The 14720-nt window shown below is 67.2% G+C and carries 15 protein-coding genes; 12 read left to right on the forward strand and 3 right to left on the reverse strand.

The annotated features are described in order from the left end of the window. Nucleotides 1–30: 30 nt before the first annotated feature. The 11 genes from Q7514_RS13750 (at nt 31) to Q7514_RS13800 (ending at nt 9822) form a co-directional block, all read left to right on the forward strand. Nucleotides 31–1341 carry an MFS transporter gene (locus tag Q7514_RS13750; protein ID WP_330133819.1) on the forward strand — a complete coding sequence of 437 codons (1311 nt, stop codon included), beginning with the start codon at nt 31–33 and terminating at the stop codon, nt 1339–1341. Further along, nucleotides 1338–2522 carry a CaiB/BaiF CoA transferase family protein gene (locus Q7514_RS13755; RefSeq protein WP_330133820.1) on the forward strand — a complete coding sequence of 395 codons (1185 nt, stop codon included), beginning with the start codon at nt 1338–1340 and terminating at the stop codon, nt 2520–2522. Before Q7514_RS13750 ends, Q7514_RS13755 begins: the two co-directional genes overlap by 4 nt. 67 nt (nt 2523–2589) lie before the next feature. Continuing rightward, entirely contained in the window at nt 2590–3738 is a 1149-nt protein-coding gene (locus Q7514_RS13760; RefSeq protein WP_330133821.1) for an acyl-CoA dehydrogenase family protein, read from the forward strand. A 1-nt stretch (nt 3739) separates the two neighbouring features. Then, on the forward strand, nt 3740–4897 hold the full coding sequence (locus tag Q7514_RS13765; protein ID WP_330133822.1) for an acyl-CoA dehydrogenase family protein: 1158 nt from the start codon (nt 3740–3742) through the stop codon (nt 4895–4897). A 24-nt stretch (nt 4898–4921) separates the two neighbouring features. Next, on the forward strand, nt 4922–5686 hold the full coding sequence (locus Q7514_RS13770) for an SDR family NAD(P)-dependent oxidoreductase (RefSeq protein WP_330133823.1): 765 nt from the start codon (nt 4922–4924) through the stop codon (nt 5684–5686). 45 nt (nt 5687–5731) lie between these two features. Then, a complete protein-coding gene (locus tag Q7514_RS13775) occupies nt 5732–6895 on the forward strand; it encodes a thiolase family protein (RefSeq protein WP_330133824.1) in 1164 nt (387 codons plus the stop codon). Then, entirely contained in the window at nt 6892–7296 is a 405-nt protein-coding gene (locus Q7514_RS13780) for a YidH family protein (RefSeq protein WP_330133825.1), read from the forward strand. The genes Q7514_RS13775 and Q7514_RS13780 overlap by 4 nt, the downstream gene beginning before the upstream one ends. Then, a complete protein-coding gene (locus tag Q7514_RS13785) occupies nt 7293–7637 on the forward strand; it encodes a DUF202 domain-containing protein (protein ID WP_330133826.1) in 345 nt (114 codons plus the stop codon). The genes Q7514_RS13780 and Q7514_RS13785 overlap by 4 nt, the downstream gene beginning before the upstream one ends. A gap of 26 nt (nt 7638–7663) precedes the next feature. Continuing rightward, entirely contained in the window at nt 7664–8644 is a 981-nt protein-coding gene (locus tag Q7514_RS13790; RefSeq protein ID WP_330133827.1) for an NAD(P)H-dependent flavin oxidoreductase, read from the forward strand. A gap of 87 nt (nt 8645–8731) precedes the next feature. After that, nucleotides 8732–9205, forward strand: a complete 474-nt coding sequence (locus Q7514_RS13795) for a DUF309 domain-containing protein (protein ID WP_330133828.1) — start codon at nt 8732–8734, stop codon at nt 9203–9205. Continuing rightward, nucleotides 9205–9822, forward strand: coding sequence for an LON peptidase substrate-binding domain-containing protein (locus Q7514_RS13800; protein WP_330133829.1), 618 nt, complete (start codon nt 9205–9207; stop codon nt 9820–9822). The genes Q7514_RS13795 and Q7514_RS13800 overlap by 1 nt, the downstream gene beginning before the upstream one ends. A 97-nt stretch (nt 9823–9919) precedes the next feature. On the opposite strand, the gene Q7514_RS13805 is transcribed toward Q7514_RS13800, so the two are convergent. From Q7514_RS13805 to Q7514_RS13815, 3 genes are read right to left on the reverse strand one after another with little or no spacing between them, the layout of a single operon-like run. Beyond that, nucleotides 9920–10540, reverse strand: coding sequence for a LutC/YkgG family protein (locus Q7514_RS13805; protein ID WP_330133830.1), 621 nt, complete (start codon nt 10538–10540; stop codon nt 9920–9922). Next, nucleotides 10537–12072, reverse strand: a complete 1536-nt coding sequence (locus Q7514_RS13810) for a LutB/LldF family L-lactate oxidation iron-sulfur protein (protein ID WP_330133831.1) — start codon at nt 12070–12072, stop codon at nt 10537–10539. The genes Q7514_RS13805 and Q7514_RS13810 overlap by 4 nt, the downstream gene beginning before the upstream one ends. Then, on the reverse strand, nt 12069–12821 hold the full coding sequence (locus Q7514_RS13815) for a (Fe-S)-binding protein (protein WP_330133832.1): 753 nt from the start codon (nt 12819–12821) through the stop codon (nt 12069–12071). Before Q7514_RS13815 ends, Q7514_RS13810 begins: the two co-directional genes overlap by 4 nt. Nucleotides 12822–13028: 207 nt before the next feature. Here Q7514_RS13815 and Q7514_RS13820 point away from each other — a divergent pair, with 207 nt between their 5' ends. After that, complete coding sequence (locus tag Q7514_RS13820) at nt 13029–14696, forward strand: L-lactate permease (RefSeq protein WP_330133833.1); 1668 nt, start codon at nt 13029–13031, stop codon at nt 14694–14696. Nucleotides 14697–14720: the final 24 nt, after the last annotated feature.

The raw sequence follows: 14720 nt of genomic DNA on the forward strand, positions 1-14720 counted from the left end.
CCCCTCCACCACATCTCCTGGAGCCGTCCCATGTCCGAAACCATCACGCAGCGCACCCCGGTCGCCGCCGCGCCGTCGTACAGACGAGCCTGGATCGTCACCGGCCTCCTGTTCGCCTTCCTCCTCCTCAACTTCGCCGACAAGGCAGTGCTCGGATTTGCCGGAGTCCATATTCAGGAGGACCTCGGTATCACACCGCAGCAGTTCGGGATGCTGCAGAGTGCATTCTTCTGGCTGTTCGCCGCTGGCGCCATCATCATCGGCGCACTGTCGTCGCGCATCGGCCTACGGTGGCTGCTCGCCATGCTGATGCTGGTCTGGATCGTCACCATGGTCCCCCTGCTGGGGCCGGTGAGCTTCGGTGTCCTCCTCGCCTGCCGCATCGTGCTCGGATTCGCCGAGGGACCCGCCTACGCCCTGGCGACCCACAGCGTGCATTCGTGGTTCCCGGCCAACAAGCGGGCGCTGCCCGGCGGCATCGTGACCGCCGGAGCCTCCGTCGGGCCGCTGCTCGCAGCCCCGATCCTCACCTGGGTGATCGTCACCTGGTCCTGGCACGCAGCCTTCGGCGTCCTCATCTGTGCCGGAGTCCTGTGGACCGCCGCCTGGCTCGCGTTCGGACGGAACGCACCGATAGTGAGTGCTGCGACCGAAAACGACTCGGCCACTGCGGCTCTCCCCGACGTCTCGTACAAGTCCCTGGCCACCACCGGAACCGTGATCGGTATCGCCCTGCTCACGTTCTTCGCCTACTGGTCGACCACTCTCAAGGTGGCCTGGCTTCCGGTGTACCTCTCCGACGGTCTCGGCTACGACACCGCCACCACCGGTCGGCTGATCATGCTGCCCTACGCCTTCGCGGCTGCCGGCGCGATCGGCGCCGGGTTGCTGTCGAACCGGCTGACCGCTCGCGGTGTGTCACGCCGGATCTCGCGCGGATACCTCGCCGGAGGACTGATCGTCACGGCGGGCATCTCGATGGTCGCCTTCACCCTCCTGCCGCAGGGCCTCCCTCAGATGGTGTTCATCAGCCTCGCCTTCTCGCTGAACTCCGCCGCCTACGCGGTCGCCTTCACCGCGGTCGCCGACGTCGTGCACCCGAGCAAGCGCGGACCCGTGCTCGGATTCCTCGTCGCCTTCTACTCGATGGCAGGCGTCATCGCCCCACTCGTGCTCGGCTTCTTCGTCGGCAACGCACAGGACAAGATCACTGGCTACGGCCACGGATTCGCCCTCACCGGACTGCTCATGGCGGTCGGCGGTGCGGTGGCCACGTGGTTCGTCCGCCCCGAACGTGACATCGCCAAGCTCAACGCACTCGTACAGGAGAGAACATCATGACCGCACCCCTGGAAGGCGTCCGCGTCATCGACTTCGGTCAGTTCATCGCCGCCCCGGCCGCGACCCAGATCCTGGTCGACCTCGGCGCCGACGTGATCAAGGTCGAGCCGGTGCACGGCGAGTCGTCCCGGCTCATCGGCCTGTACGGCGAGGCGATCCTGCGGAACTACAACCGCAACAAGCGTTGCATCGCACTGGATCTGAAGTCCCCGGAGGGAAAGCAGATCGCACATCAGCTCATCGCGGACGCGGACATCATCGTGCAGAACCTCCGGCCGGGAGTGATGGATTCGTTCGGTCTCGGCGCCACCGATGTCCGCGGCGCGAACCCGCACGTCGTGTACGCCACGGTCAGCGGGTTCGGACTCGGCGGCCCGTCCAAGGATCGTGCCGGACTGGACATCGCGGCACAGGCCGAGAGCGGAATCATGTCGGTGACCGGTGAAGCCGACGGTGAACCGCAGCGGGTCGGGTTTCCCGTCGTGGACGCTGCCGCCGCACACGTCTTCGCCCAGGCGATCCTCGGCGCCTACATTCGGCGGCTGCGCACCGGGGAGGGCGACACCGTCGAAACCTCTCTCCTCGAGGTGGCCGTCCACCTGCAGGGCCCGAACTGGGGTGAATACCTGATGACCGGTACCGAGCCGATGCGCAAGGGCAACGGCCAACCGACGGTCGCACCGGCCGCGGACGTCATGCCGACCAGGGACGGCGCCATCGTGGTGTCCGCGTACTCGGTGGTGCACTTCGACCGACTGTGCTCCCTGCTCCGCCGGCCGGACATCGCGGCGGACCCCCGCTTCCAGTCGAACGAGACCCGCGTCGAGCATCGCGCCGCCCTGCTGACCGAACTCCGGTCCGAGTTCGCCCGGATGACCAGTGACGAGGCGATGGCCCTGCTCACGCCGAACGGCGTCGTCGCCGGACGCATCAGCACGTACGGCGAGGTGCGCAAGAACCCGGACGTCGAGGCATCCGGAATCTTCATCGACGTCACCGATCCCGAAGGCGCACAGCACACGACGCTCGGCTCGCCCTGGCATCTGAGCAGCCTGCCCAGTCGCTCGACGACGGGCGCCCCCGGGCTGGGCCAGCACTCGGCGGAGCTGTTGACGGAACTCGGATACACAGCGACCCAGATCGACACCCTCGCCGACTCCGGCGTCGTGCGCACCCACTGAGAAGACCTATCCACCAGAACGACCCGGTGCCCCGGCGGCACCGCCCATCAACCCTGTGAGGCCCCCCATGCACCGCTCCTTGTTCGACTCCGACCATGACGCCTTCCGCGACACCGTCCGCCAGTTCATCGGCAAGGAGGTGACCCCGCACCTCACCGACTGGGAGAGCGCCGGCCTCGTTCCGCGTGAACTCTTCACCAAGACCGCGGAACTCGGGATCAACGGCCTGCAGGTTCCGGAGGAGTTCGGCGGCGGCGGCATCGACAGCTTCCTGTTCAACGCCATCGTCATCGAGGAGACCGGTTACGCGGCCGCCACCCTCGGCGGACTCCAGGTGCACCTGAGCACCGTGCTGCCCTACTTCTTCGAGTACGCGAACGAGGAGCAGCGGGGACGCTGGTTCCCCGGCTTCACCGACGGCAGCCTGATGGCGTCCATCGCGATGACGGAGCCCGGCACCGGCTCCGACCTCGCCGGGATGGCCACCACGGCCGTGCGCGACGGTGACGACTGGATCCTGAACGGCGCCAAGACCTTCATCACCGGCGGGATCAACGCCGACCTGATCGTCGTCGTCGCCCGCACCTCCCGCGATTCCGACAACCGACGGGACGGCCTGTCGCTGCTCGTCGTCGAAGCGGGAATGCCGGGCTTCAGCCGGGGCCGCAATCTGGAGAAACTCGGCCTGAAGGCCCAGGACACCGCGGAGTTGCTCTTCGACAACGTCCGCGTGCCCGCCCGGAACCTGCTCGGAACCGAAGGCAAGGCGTTCTCGATGCTGGCTCACAACCTGCCGCAGGAGCGCATCACCATCGCCGTCACCGCGCAGGCCACCGCGACCGCCGCTCTCCAGCTGGCCACCGACTACGTCAAGGACCGCAAGGTGTTCGGGCAGCGGGTCGCCGACTTCCAGAACACGAAGTTCGTCCTCGCGGAGTGCGCCACGGAGATCGAAGCCGGGCAGGCACTCGTGGATCGTGCCCTCGTGGCGCTCGACGCGGGCATGCTGTCCGCCGCGGACGCTGCCAAGGCGAAACTGTTCTGCACCGAGATGCAGGCCCGCGTGGTCGATCGCTGCCTGCAACTCCACGGCGGATACGGCTACATGCGCGAGTACCCGATCTCGCGTCTCTACGCCGATGCGCGGGTCACCCGGATCTTCGGCGGCACCAGCGAAGTGATGAAAAGCGTCGTCTCCCGATCGCTGGGGCTCTGACATGATCGACAACGCAATCCGGGGCATGGAGTTCGACGAGTACCTCGACACCATCCGGCGGTTCACCGACGACGAGTTGATTCCGGGTGAGCGGGAGATGGTGCGTCTCGGTCACGTCCCCGAACCTCTTGTCCGGCGGATGGCGGAACTCGGACTGTTCGGCATCACCCTGCCGCGCGGACACGGCGGCCTCGGCTGGACCGTCGAGCAGCAGGTGCGGCTCACCTTCGAGTTCACGAGGGCGTCCGTGGTGTACCGCTCACGCTTCTCCACCACCATCGGCCTGGTCTCGCAGGCCGTCGCCACCTTCGGCACCGATGTCCAGAGGGAGAGGTACCTCACGGCGATGGCGAATGGGGACTGCGTCGCGGCGTTCGCTCTCACCGAGGCCGCGGCCGGAACCGACGCGACCGCCGTACGCACCACAGCGCGGAGGTCCGGAGACGGCTACGTGCTGAACGGCTCCAAGCGCTTCATCACAAACGGCGCCTGGGCCGACGTCCTGATGGTTTTTGCGGTCACGGACGAATCGAATGGTGCGCTGTCGGCGTTCCTGGTCGACCGGACCGCGCCCGGAGTCACCACCCGACTGCCCGAGCAGATGAACGGGCACGCTGAGGGGCCGATCGCGGAGATCGTGTTCGACAACGTCCGGGTCGAACGGGACGCGGTGCTCGGCGGGACCGAGGGGTCGGGGCTGCGTCAAGCGATGCGGGGCATCAACCACGCCCGCACCCATGTTGCCGCCACCGCAGTCGGGCAGGCCGCTCGCCTGCTCGACGAGGCCAGCACCCACGCGACCCGACGTCACCAGTTCGGGCAGGCGATCGCCGAGTTCGGTGCCGTCCAGAGCATGCTCGGGCGCAGCTACGCCGAACTCGAGGCCGGCCGCGCGCTGGTTCTCGACTGCGCCCGCGAGTTCGATCTCGCCGGGCCGCCGAAGGAACGGATCTCGGCGGCGAAGCTGTACTGCACCGAGATGGCGTCGGAGGTCGCCGACCGGGCCGTGCAGGTTCTCGGCGGCGAGGGCATCGTCGGCGACAGTCCGGTGCCGCGCATGTGGCGCGACGTCAGAGCATTGCGCATCTACGAGGGAGCGTCCCAACTCCACGAACGCAATCTGGCACGCGCACTCCCCGCGTTGCTCGCATCCAAGTAGCCACGAGCGAAACCGAAAGAAACCATGCAGATCAAGAACATCAACGCCGTCGTCACAGGCGGCGCATCCGGCCTGGGCCTTGCCACCGCCGCTCGGTTGATCGAAGGCGGCGCCACCGTGACCCTCGTCGATCTCCCCTCCTCCGACGGGGCGGTCAGGGCCGAGGAACTCGGGCCCGGCGCCGGCTTCGTCGCGGCGGACGTCACCGACGCCGATGCCGTGGCAGCGGCGTTCGCTGCGGCAGCCGAGAGCGGACCCGTCCGCGCGGTTGTCCACTGCGCCGGCCGAGGCAGGCCCATGCGAGTCCTGGACAGGAACGGCGCCGCCGCCGACCTGGAGCCGTTCGAGTCCGTGGTTCGCCTGAACGTCGTCGGCACATTCAACGTGCTCCGGTTCGCGGCGCAGGCGATGGCCTCCAACGAGCCGATCGACGGCGACCGCGGAGTATGCGTGCTCACCGCGTCCGTCGCCGCATTCGAGGGCCAGATCGGGCAGATCAATTATGCCGCAGCCAAATCTGCCGTCGTCGGCATGACACTCCCCGCCGCGCGGGATCTCGCGAGCCGGAACATCCGGGTATGCACCATCGCCCCTGGCACGTTCGACACCCCGCTGCTCGCGAGGGCACGTCAGGACGTCCGCGACTCGCTCGCCGCGTCGGTGCCACATCCCTCCCGGCTCGGCGATCCCGCCGAATTCGCCTCTCTCGCCATCCATATCGTCGAGAACGGAATGCTCAACGGCGAGACGATCCGGCTCGACGGCGCGATCCGGATGGCACCGCGATGATGCCTCACACCCCTCTCCGAACCTCTCGAACGAAGGATATTTCTCATGCGTGACGCCGTGATCGTGGAAGCGGTCCGTACCCCCGTCGGGCGCCGGAAGGGCTCACTGTCCGGTATCCACCCCGTCGATCTGTCCGCCGTCGTCCTCCGTGCGCTCGCCGACCGGGCCGGACTCGACCCCGACCTCGTCGACGATGTGGTGTGGGGCTGTGTGAACCAGGTCGGTGAGCAGTCGGCGAACGTCGCCCGCAGCGCCGTACTGGCCGCCAGATGGGCGGAGAAGGTTCCCGGCACCACCGTCGACCGGCAGTGCGGGTCCAGCCAGCAGGCCATCTCGTTCGCCGCGGCCTCGGTGATCGCGGGCCATGCGGACATCGTCGTCGCGGGAGGGGTCGAGTCGATGTCCCGCGTCCCGATGGGCTCGGCGAAGAAGGCCGGGCCGGGAGTGCCCTTCGGGCCGGAGGTCGCCCGGCGCTACGACGACTTCGCCTTCAACCAGGGCACCGGCGCGGAAATCCTGGCCCGGCGCTACGACCTGAGCCGCACCCGACTCGACGAGTACAGCATCGAGTCGCATAGCCGCGCCGCGCAGGCCATCGACGACGGCCGGTTCGTCAAGCAGATCGCCCCGGTCGAACTTCCCGACGGCGGAGTGCTTTCCGTCGACGAGGGCGTGCGCCGCCAGTCCACGCTCGAGGCGCTGGGCGCGCTCGAGCCGGCGTTCGAGCCGGACGGGCGGATCACCGCGGGCAATGCCTCCCAGATCTCGGACGGCGCCGCCGCCCTGTTGATCACCACCAGTGAGCGGGCACGCAGCCTCGGGCTCGAACCGCTCGCACGGGTGCACACCGCCACCGTGGTCGGCGACGACCCGATCACCATGCTGGCCGGTCCGATCCCGGCCACTGCCAAGGCACTCGCACTCGCCGGGCTCGCGCTCGAGGACATCGACACGTTCGAGGTCAACGAGGCATTCGCGAGTGTGGTCGGCGCATGGCTCGCGGAAACCGGCGCCGACCCGTCGCGGGTGAACCCGAACGGCGGTGCCATCGCTTTGGGCCACCCGCTGGGCGGGTCGGGTGCCCGGATCGCGACGACCCTGCTGCACCACCTCGACACGGAGGGCATGCGGTACGGCCTGCAGACGATGTGCGAGGGCGGTGGCATGGCAAACGCCACCATCTTCGAGAACCTGCGCACCCCGCGATGACCGTCCGTCCGCACCAGGCCGGGAGGAGAACCGGGATCTCGGAGTCGAGGGAAGGCCCGGACGCCGCCGAGGAGAACCGGGAACCCGACTACCGGTTCACGCTCGCCAACGAACGCACGTTCCTGGCCTGGATGCGGACGGCCCTCGCACTCGTCGCCGGTGGGTTCGCGGCGCGTGAACTGATCGACAGCATCGAACCGCAGATCCTGCGGCCCGTACTGGCGCTGACATGCTTGGCCACCGCTCTCCTCGTCGCCGGGTGCGCCTACCTGCAGTGGTCCAGGGTGCAGACCGCGATCAGGCGTAACCGGCCGCTCCCACGATCCCCGCTCATGCCGATCCTCGCCGGTGGTGTGGTTGTCGCCACCGGGCTCGGGCTGTGGGCGACGGTGGGGCCGTGACGGTACCGCCACCACTGCCGGTGCGCGAGGAGGCCGCGGGTGATCCGGGTCTGCAGGTCCAGCGCACCGTCCTGTCCTGGTATCGCACCGTCGCCACGGCGGCCGCTGCCACGGCTCTCGGCGTCCATCACGCCGTCACCGATAGGGAAAGCGGAAGCGGTCTCGCCGTCGCGGCCCTCACCGTGTGCGCGGTGACGATCGCGGTCGTGGGATTCCAACGCCGCAGACGGCTGCCGCACCGGGCCCACGTGTCCGCGGGCCCATACCTTGCCCTCGTGTCGGGTGCGGTGGCACTGCCTGCGACCGTCGCGGTGATCCGCACCGTGGCCCGACTCGGATGAACCTCCAAGCACACAAGGAGAACTCCATGGCACTTCCCCCAATTCTGACGCAACGGCTGCGGCTGCCCGTCGTGGCGTCGCCGATGTTCATCGTGTCCGGCCCCGACCTCGTCATCGCCCAGTGCACGGCCGGCATCGTCGGCTCGTTCCCGACGCTGAACGCGCGGCCGCAGGCGCAACTGCGCGAATGGCTGACACAGATAACCGAGGCGTTGGCCAAGTACGACGCCAACAACCCCGACACGCCGTCCGCGCCGTTCGCGGTCAACCTGATCGTGCACAAGTCCAACGACCGGCTCGAGGAGGACCTCGCGACCGTCGTCGATTTCCAGGTCCCGATTGTCATCACCTCACTCGGGGCCCGCGCCGACGTCAACGACGCCATCCGCTCCTACGGCGGCATCGTCCTGCACGACATCATCAACAACCGCTACGCCCGCAAGGCCATCGACAAGGGCGCCGACGGTCTCATCGCTGTCTCCGCCGGCGCCGGCGGACACGCCGGCACCCAGTCCCCGTTCGCGCTGGTCCAAGAGATCCGGCAATGGTTCGACGGGCCGCTGCTGCTGTCGGGGTCGATCGCGCACGGTCGCTCCATCCTCGCGGCACAGGCCGCCGGCGCAGACCTCGCCTACATCGGATCTGCGTTCATTGCCACCACCGAAGCCAACGCCGTCGACGACTACAAGCAGATGATCGTCGACTCACACGCCGACGATATCGTCTACTCCAACCTGTTCACCGGCGTCCACGGAAACTACCTGCGCGGCAGCATCGCCGCAGCCGGCCTCGACCCCGACAACCTCGCTCTCTCCGACCCGTCCGCGATGAACTTCGACACCGGAGAGAAGAGCGACTCCGCATCGACCGCCGAGGCTTGGCGCGACATCTGGGGGGCCGGCCACGGCGTCGGCGCCCTGGATGCAATCGTCTCGGCGGCGGATCTCGTCGAGCGGCTGGATCGGGAGTACAGCGACGCGCATCGGCAGATTCGCGAGCTCTGCTGAGTTTCACCGGGGAACAGGCCAGGGTTGGTCAAGGTGGCGCGGGCGCCACGACAACGCAGGACACTCACGGTGGACTAACCTGGATTCATGTCGGATCGGGACCGGACCTCGGACGGGAAACCGCAGAACGCACGACCTCGCGACGCATTGGGTCGCCCTCTGCCCTACGGCGAAGAGGGTGTCGAGGGGATTCCCGAAGACGCGCAATTCGACCCCGACGAGGCGATCACCGAAGGTCAACGCCTCCTCGACCACGGGTACCCGTTCCACGCCCACGAGGTGTTCGAGTCGGTCTGGAAGTCCTGCGAGCCCGAGGAGCGCCCCCTGTGGCAGGGTCTGGCACAGCTCTCTGTCGGGCTCACCCATCTGCTTCGTGGCAACGTGAAGGGCGCCACGTCGGTGCTGAAGCAGGGGCAGGCACGAATACGTCACTACGAGGACGAACCACCACACGGTCTCGACATCGACGGACTCTCCGCGTGGGCCGACCATCTGCTCACCGAGATCGAACGCGGCGGGCCGATCCCCGAACCTCCGACACCACGGTTGAGGATGCCCTGATGCCGATTCTCCCCATGTTTCCGCTGGGTACAGCGCTGCTTCCCGGAGACCACCTTCCCCTTCGGGTGTTCGAGCCGAGGTATCAAGAACTGGTGCGCGACTGCGTGGCCGCACCCGACGGCCCACGCTTCGGGGTCGTGCTGATCGCCCGCGGGCACGAAGTCGGTGGCGGCGACCAGCGCACCGACATCGGCACCGTGGCCCGCATCCTGGTCGACAACGATCTCGGCGGCGGACGGCACACACTGGAATGCATTGCCGAAGAACGTATTCGCATCCTCGACTGGCTTCCCGACGATCCCTATCCGCGCGCGGAGGTCGAGGCATGGCCCGACACCGACTCCGCCGCCGTGGATCTGAGCGAACTCACCGTGCATCTGGGCAGGCTCTACGGTCTGCTCGACAGGCTCACCGAGGGGCGCGCGGCGCCCCCGCCGGACGATCTTCCGACCGATCCCGGCGCCCGGCTCTTCGCTCTTGCTCGGCACATCCCGATGGGCGAGGCCGACCGGTACGCGATACTCAGCGCGCCAGGCCCTGAGGAGAGACTCGCCTTGCTCATCGAATCCATCTCCAGCGCAATCGACCTCGCGGAGTGGCGGCTGAAGAACGACTGAACGGTGCCCACCTGACAACCGCGAACGTTACGGACAGATACGCCCCGCCGACGTCGTGTATCTGTCCGTCAGGTACGCGGCGGTATCGCCGAGGTGTTCAGACGATCACCACATCGAGGGTCCGGGGGCCGTGCACCCCCTCGACACGTTCGAGTTCGATGTCGGATGTCGCCGACGGCCCGCTGATCATGGTGGTGGGCCGCTCCGGAACCAACCTTGCCAGTGCCTCCGGTACCCCCACCTCGACGCTGCTCATCGGTACCACGCACACGTGCAGGTCGGGTACCAGTGTCAGAGCCCGGCGACCCTGATCGGGATTGCCGTCGAGGAAGATCGTGCCGGTCTCGGCGCACGACACCGTCGACGCGGTCACGACACCGTCGAGATTCCCCAGTTCCGGCGCCGGAACGTCGGGGCTGTCGACGACGATCTCACCGTCGAACTCGGACAACCACGAAGCATCCAGTCCCGCAGGTATCCCCACACGGCGGACGCCTCGTTCGGTCAGCACACGTGCGATCGTGGCGGGGAGTTCCTCGACCGTGCTGCGATGCACATGGGCCTTGTAGTCGACAAGCCGATCGACGAACAATTCGTAGCGTTCGTCGTCGGGAAGCACTCGGCCGGTGCGGTACTCGCGTGGAATGTCCACGGGCGTCGGTGGCGCCAGCACCCCGGCGTCGCGGATACGTCCCAGGATCGTGTCGCGCGACGTCATTGTGTCTCTCCGTTCTGGCGCGCCTGTGTGATCGCCGCGGCGCCCTCGTCGGACTGCCACCATTGCCGGAAGGTCTGTTTCGGAGGAGCCGGGATGTCGCGAGCCGCAGTCCATCCCGCGAGTGGGCCTGGGAGGTTGGAGATCTTGCCCTTCTTGCCTGCAACGATCCGCAACGCTCCGGCGGCCTTCTGTGCCGCGGTCCAGCGCGCAGATGACGACATCGCCACCGAAGCGGCCTTCATCAGCGCGGCCTCAGGACCGAACTTCGCATGTTCGACCTTTTGGTGCCGCAGTTCGACCAGGAGCGACGGGATGTCGATCTTCACCGGACAGGCGTCGTAGCACGCGCCGCACAGGCTCGAGGCGAACGGCAGGGTCGCGTTCGGGTCGCCGGGTTCGCTCATGCCGGCCAATTGGGGGCTGAGGACCGCACCGATCGGGCCGGGGTAAGTCGATCCGTAGGCATGTCCGCCGGTGCGCTCGTACACGGGGCACACGTTCAGACACGCCGAGCACCGGATGCAGTGCAGTGCTTCGCGTCCCACGCGGTCGGCGAGCACCGCGGTGCGGCCGTTGTCGAGGAGCACGAGGTGGAAGTTCTGCGGTCCGTCGCCGGGGGTGACCCCCGTCCACATGGAGGTGTAGGGATTCATCCGCTCGCCCGTGGACGACCGGGGCAGCAACTGCAGGAACACTTCGAGATCGCGATACGTGGGCAGCAGCTTTTCGATACCCATCACGGTGATCAGTGTGTCGGGCAGGGTCAGGCACATGCGGCCGTTGCCTTCGGACTCCACGACAGCGAGCGTGCCTGTCTCCGCGACCCCGAAGTTCGCTCCGGACACGGCGACCGGGACGGTCATGAACTTCCGGCGGAGGAACTTGCGTGCCGCCTCGGCAAGATGTGCGGGATTGTCGTCGAGATCCGGGTCCACGCCGGCCATCTCGCGCAGAAATATCTCGCGGATCTCGGTGCGGTTCCGGTGGATGGCAGGCACAAGGATGTGCGACGGCTTGTCGTGTCCGAGCTGGACGATGAGTTCGGCGAGGTCGGTCTCGTATGCGTGGATTCCCTCGTCCTCGAGGTGCTCGTTGAGGCCGATTTCCTGCGTGGCCATCGACTTGACCTTGATGACCTCGTCGGAACCGGTCTCGCGGACCAGCCGCGTCACGATGGCGTTGGCTTCGGCGGCGTCCGTGGCCCAGTGCACGACCCCGCCGCGCGCGATCACCGCAGCTTCGAGTTGCTCGAGCAACTCGGGAAGCCGGTTCAGTACATCGGTTTTCACGGCTGCACCGGCGTCGCGCAACTGTTCCCAGTCGGGTATCTCGCCGGTGACGTTGAGTCGCTTGGCGCGGATGGTGTGTGTCGCTTTGCCTATGTTGCGCCGCAGCTGCCCGTTCGCGAGCTCGTGATGCGCCGCGGCCGGAAACGTTTCGGTTCCGCGCAGATTACCGAACCCGCGCGGTGGGATCGAGGGGAGTCCGAGTGCGGTCGGGCGGGTCGAGTGGGTGGATCGGGACGCTGTCATACCGGCACCACCTTCGACTCGGTGGCGCAGAGTATCTCGGCGAGATGGATGGTCCGGGTTCCTGTCTGTAATCGCGACATGCCACCGCCGATGTGCATCAGGCAGGACGAATCGCCGGCGCTGCAGAACTCGGCGCCCGTGGTCGAGACGTTGCGAATCTTGTCGGCCAGCATTGCGGTGGAGGTCTCCGCGTTCTTGATCGCAAACGTGCCACCGAAGCCGCAGCACGAGTCGGCTTCGGGAAGTTCGACGAGGTCGATTTCCCGAACGTCGCGCAGGAGCTGGAGAGGCTTGTCGCCGACACGCAGCATCCGCAGCGAGTGACACGTGGGGTGGTACGTCACGCGATGTGGGAAGTAGGCACCGACATCGGTGACGCCGAGAACATCGACGAGGAACTCCGACAGTTCGTACGTCTTGGCTTTGACGGTGTCCACACGACCGCAGAGGCTCGCGCTGCCGTATCGCGACGCGACGATCTCGTGCTGGTGTCGCACCGATCCGACGCAGGAGCCGGACGGCGCGACGACTGCATCGATGGACGTGTCCCCGAAAGTGCCCGCGTAGTTCTCGACCAGGGGGAGCGCATCGGGCTGGTAACCGGTGTTGATGTGCATCTGGCCGCAGCACGTCTGGGAGTCGGGGAAGACGACCTCGTGCCCGAGCCTGGTCAGCAGGAGGGCTGTGGCTTTGACTGCATTGGGAAACAACGTGTCGCCCAGACACGTGGCGAACAGCGCGACTCGCATGGGGAACTCCGCATCGGCTTGTGTGGTCTGACCACACCCTAGCGGATGACCGTGGGACCCGTCACGAGATTTCTGAATTTCTCGATTTCGCACCGGGGACTCGATTGTGACCCGCATCATGGTGTAGCTTCCCCTGTGGTCTGACCACGTGGTCCGACCACATAGCCAGTCGCCGCACACTGCGGCCGCGATCTCAGGAGCCCCCTTGTGGAAACCGACCTGCTCGCGGTGACCTTCACACCGTCGACGACCGCCGTCGCCGGCAGCCTCACCGCCTCCGCACTGCTCGGCCTGGTGCCGCTGCTGACATTTTTCGTCCTGCTCGCCGGATTCAAACTCAAGGCCTGGTATTCCGGGCTCGGCGCGCTCGCGGTTGCACTGATCATCGCGGTGCTCGGGTTCGGAATGCCCGCACCGCTCGCCGGACTGTCCGCCCTGCAAGGCGTCGCGTTCGGCCTGTTCCCCGTGATGTGGATCGTGGTCACCGCGATCTGGTTCTACGAACTCACCGTCGTCAGCGGCCGGTTCGAAGACCTCCGGCAGGTGTTCAACTCGGTCGGCCGCGGCGACATGCGTGTGCAGGCGATGCTCATCGCGTTCTGCTTCGGCGGAATGCTCGAGGCCCTCGCCGGTTTCGGTGCTCCCGTGGCGATCACCGGCGCCATGCTCATTGCGATCGGAATGCCCCCCATCCGCGCCGCCGTCACCGTCCTGGTCGCGAATACCGCACCGGTCGCCTTCGGCGCCATGGCAATTCCGATCACCACCGCCGGCAACCTCACCGGTATCCCCGCCACCGAGATCGCCGCGGTCGTCGGACGGCAGACCCCGGTGCTGGCGCTGTTCGTGCCGATGCTGCTGCTGTTCCTCGTGGACGGTCGCCGCGGCTTCCGCCAGGTATGGCCGATCGCACTGGTCACCGGCGCCGCGTTCGCGCTTGCCCAGTTCTGGTGCTCGAGCCACTTCTCGTACGAACTGACCGACGTCGTCGCCTCGCTGGTGGGCCTGGCCGCCGCGGTGATCATGCTGCGTTTCTGGGCTCCCCGCACCCCCGACGACCAGCTCTCACAGGCGTCGGCCGAAGCCATCGGCCCCAGCCGCACGATGTTCGCCCTCTTCCCGTACCTGCTGGTCATCGTGGTGTTCGGCATCGCCAAGCTGTGGACCCTCGGAGTCGACATCCCGAAGTGGCTGGCCTCCACCGACATCAAGATCGAGTGGCCCGGCCTGTACGGAAGTCTCCTCAACGAGGACGGGTCCGCCTCGACGGGCGCGATCTACACGCTGCCGTGGCTGTCCACTCCGGGCACGCTCCTGCTCATCTCGGGCGCCATCGTCACCGTCGTCTACGCGATATGGAACCACGCCGGAAAGTTCCCGATGACCGGTCGTCTGGCCGTGGTCACCCTGGGGAGCACCGCATGGAAGATGCGCCTCGCCATCGCCACCGTCGCGACGGTGCTGGGCTTGTCGTACGTGATGAACCAGTCCGGGCAGACCGTCGCGATCGGCACATGGCTCGCGGGAACCGGGGCGATCTTCGCACTGTTCTCACCGATTCTCGGCTGGCTGGGCACCGCCGTCACCGGATCCGACACCTCGGCCAATGCGCTGTTCGCTCGCCTGCAGCAAGCTGCGGGCCAGACCGCCGGTATCGATCCGACGCTATTGGTTGCAGCGAACACCTCCGGTGGTGTGGTCGGCAAGTTGATCAGTCCGCAGAACCTCACCATCGCGGCCACCGCCGTCGACCGGCCCGGTAGTGAGCCGGAACTGTTGCGCAAGGTGGTCTGGTACAGCATCGGCATGCTCGCGGTCCTGTGTGTGCTGGTGTACCTGCAGTCGACACCGGTGCTGTCCTGGATGCTGCCCTGACCTGCCCCGACACATAGGCTGTCG

Origin of the sequence: Rhodococcus artemisiae (assembly GCF_036327795.1) — a bacterium.
In the GTDB taxonomy this organism is placed as follows: domain Bacteria; phylum Actinomycetota; class Actinomycetes; order Mycobacteriales; family Mycobacteriaceae; genus Rhodococcus; species Rhodococcus artemisiae.

What these genes read in the sequence shown, in the direction of transcription:
- Q7514_RS13750 (WP_330133819.1), top strand. Translation starts at nt 31, where the DNA reads ATGTCCGAAACCATCACGCAGCGCACCCCGGTCGCCGCCGCGCCGTCG.
- Q7514_RS13755 (WP_330133820.1), top strand. Translation starts at nt 1,338, where the DNA reads ATGACCGCACCCCTGGAAGGCGTCCGCGTCATCGACTTCGGTCAGTTC.
- Q7514_RS13760 (WP_330133821.1), top strand. Translation starts at nt 2,590, where the DNA reads ATGCACCGCTCCTTGTTCGACTCCGACCATGACGCCTTCCGCGACACC.
- Q7514_RS13765 (WP_330133822.1), top strand. Translation starts at nt 3,740, where the DNA reads ATGATCGACAACGCAATCCGGGGCATGGAGTTCGACGAGTACCTCGAC.
- Q7514_RS13770 (WP_330133823.1), top strand. Translation starts at nt 4,922, where the DNA reads ATGCAGATCAAGAACATCAACGCCGTCGTCACAGGCGGCGCATCCGGC.
- Q7514_RS13775 (WP_330133824.1), top strand. Translation starts at nt 5,732, where the DNA reads ATGCGTGACGCCGTGATCGTGGAAGCGGTCCGTACCCCCGTCGGGCGC.
- Q7514_RS13780 (WP_330133825.1), top strand. Translation starts at nt 6,892, where the DNA reads ATGACCGTCCGTCCGCACCAGGCCGGGAGGAGAACCGGGATCTCGGAG.
- Q7514_RS13790 (WP_330133827.1), top strand. Translation starts at nt 7,664, where the DNA reads ATGGCACTTCCCCCAATTCTGACGCAACGGCTGCGGCTGCCCGTCGTG.
- Q7514_RS13795 (WP_330133828.1), top strand. Translation starts at nt 8,732, where the DNA reads ATGTCGGATCGGGACCGGACCTCGGACGGGAAACCGCAGAACGCACGA.
- Q7514_RS13800 (WP_330133829.1), top strand. Translation starts at nt 9,205, where the DNA reads ATGCCGATTCTCCCCATGTTTCCGCTGGGTACAGCGCTGCTTCCCGGA.
- Q7514_RS13805 (WP_330133830.1), bottom strand. Translation starts at nt 10,540, where the DNA reads ATGACGTCGCGCGACACGATCCTGGGACGTATCCGCGACGCCGGGGTG.
- Q7514_RS13810 (WP_330133831.1), bottom strand. Translation starts at nt 12,072, where the DNA reads ATGACAGCGTCCCGATCCACCCACTCGACCCGCCCGACCGCACTCGGA.
- Q7514_RS13815 (WP_330133832.1), bottom strand. Translation starts at nt 12,821, where the DNA reads ATGCGAGTCGCGCTGTTCGCCACGTGTCTGGGCGACACGTTGTTTCCC.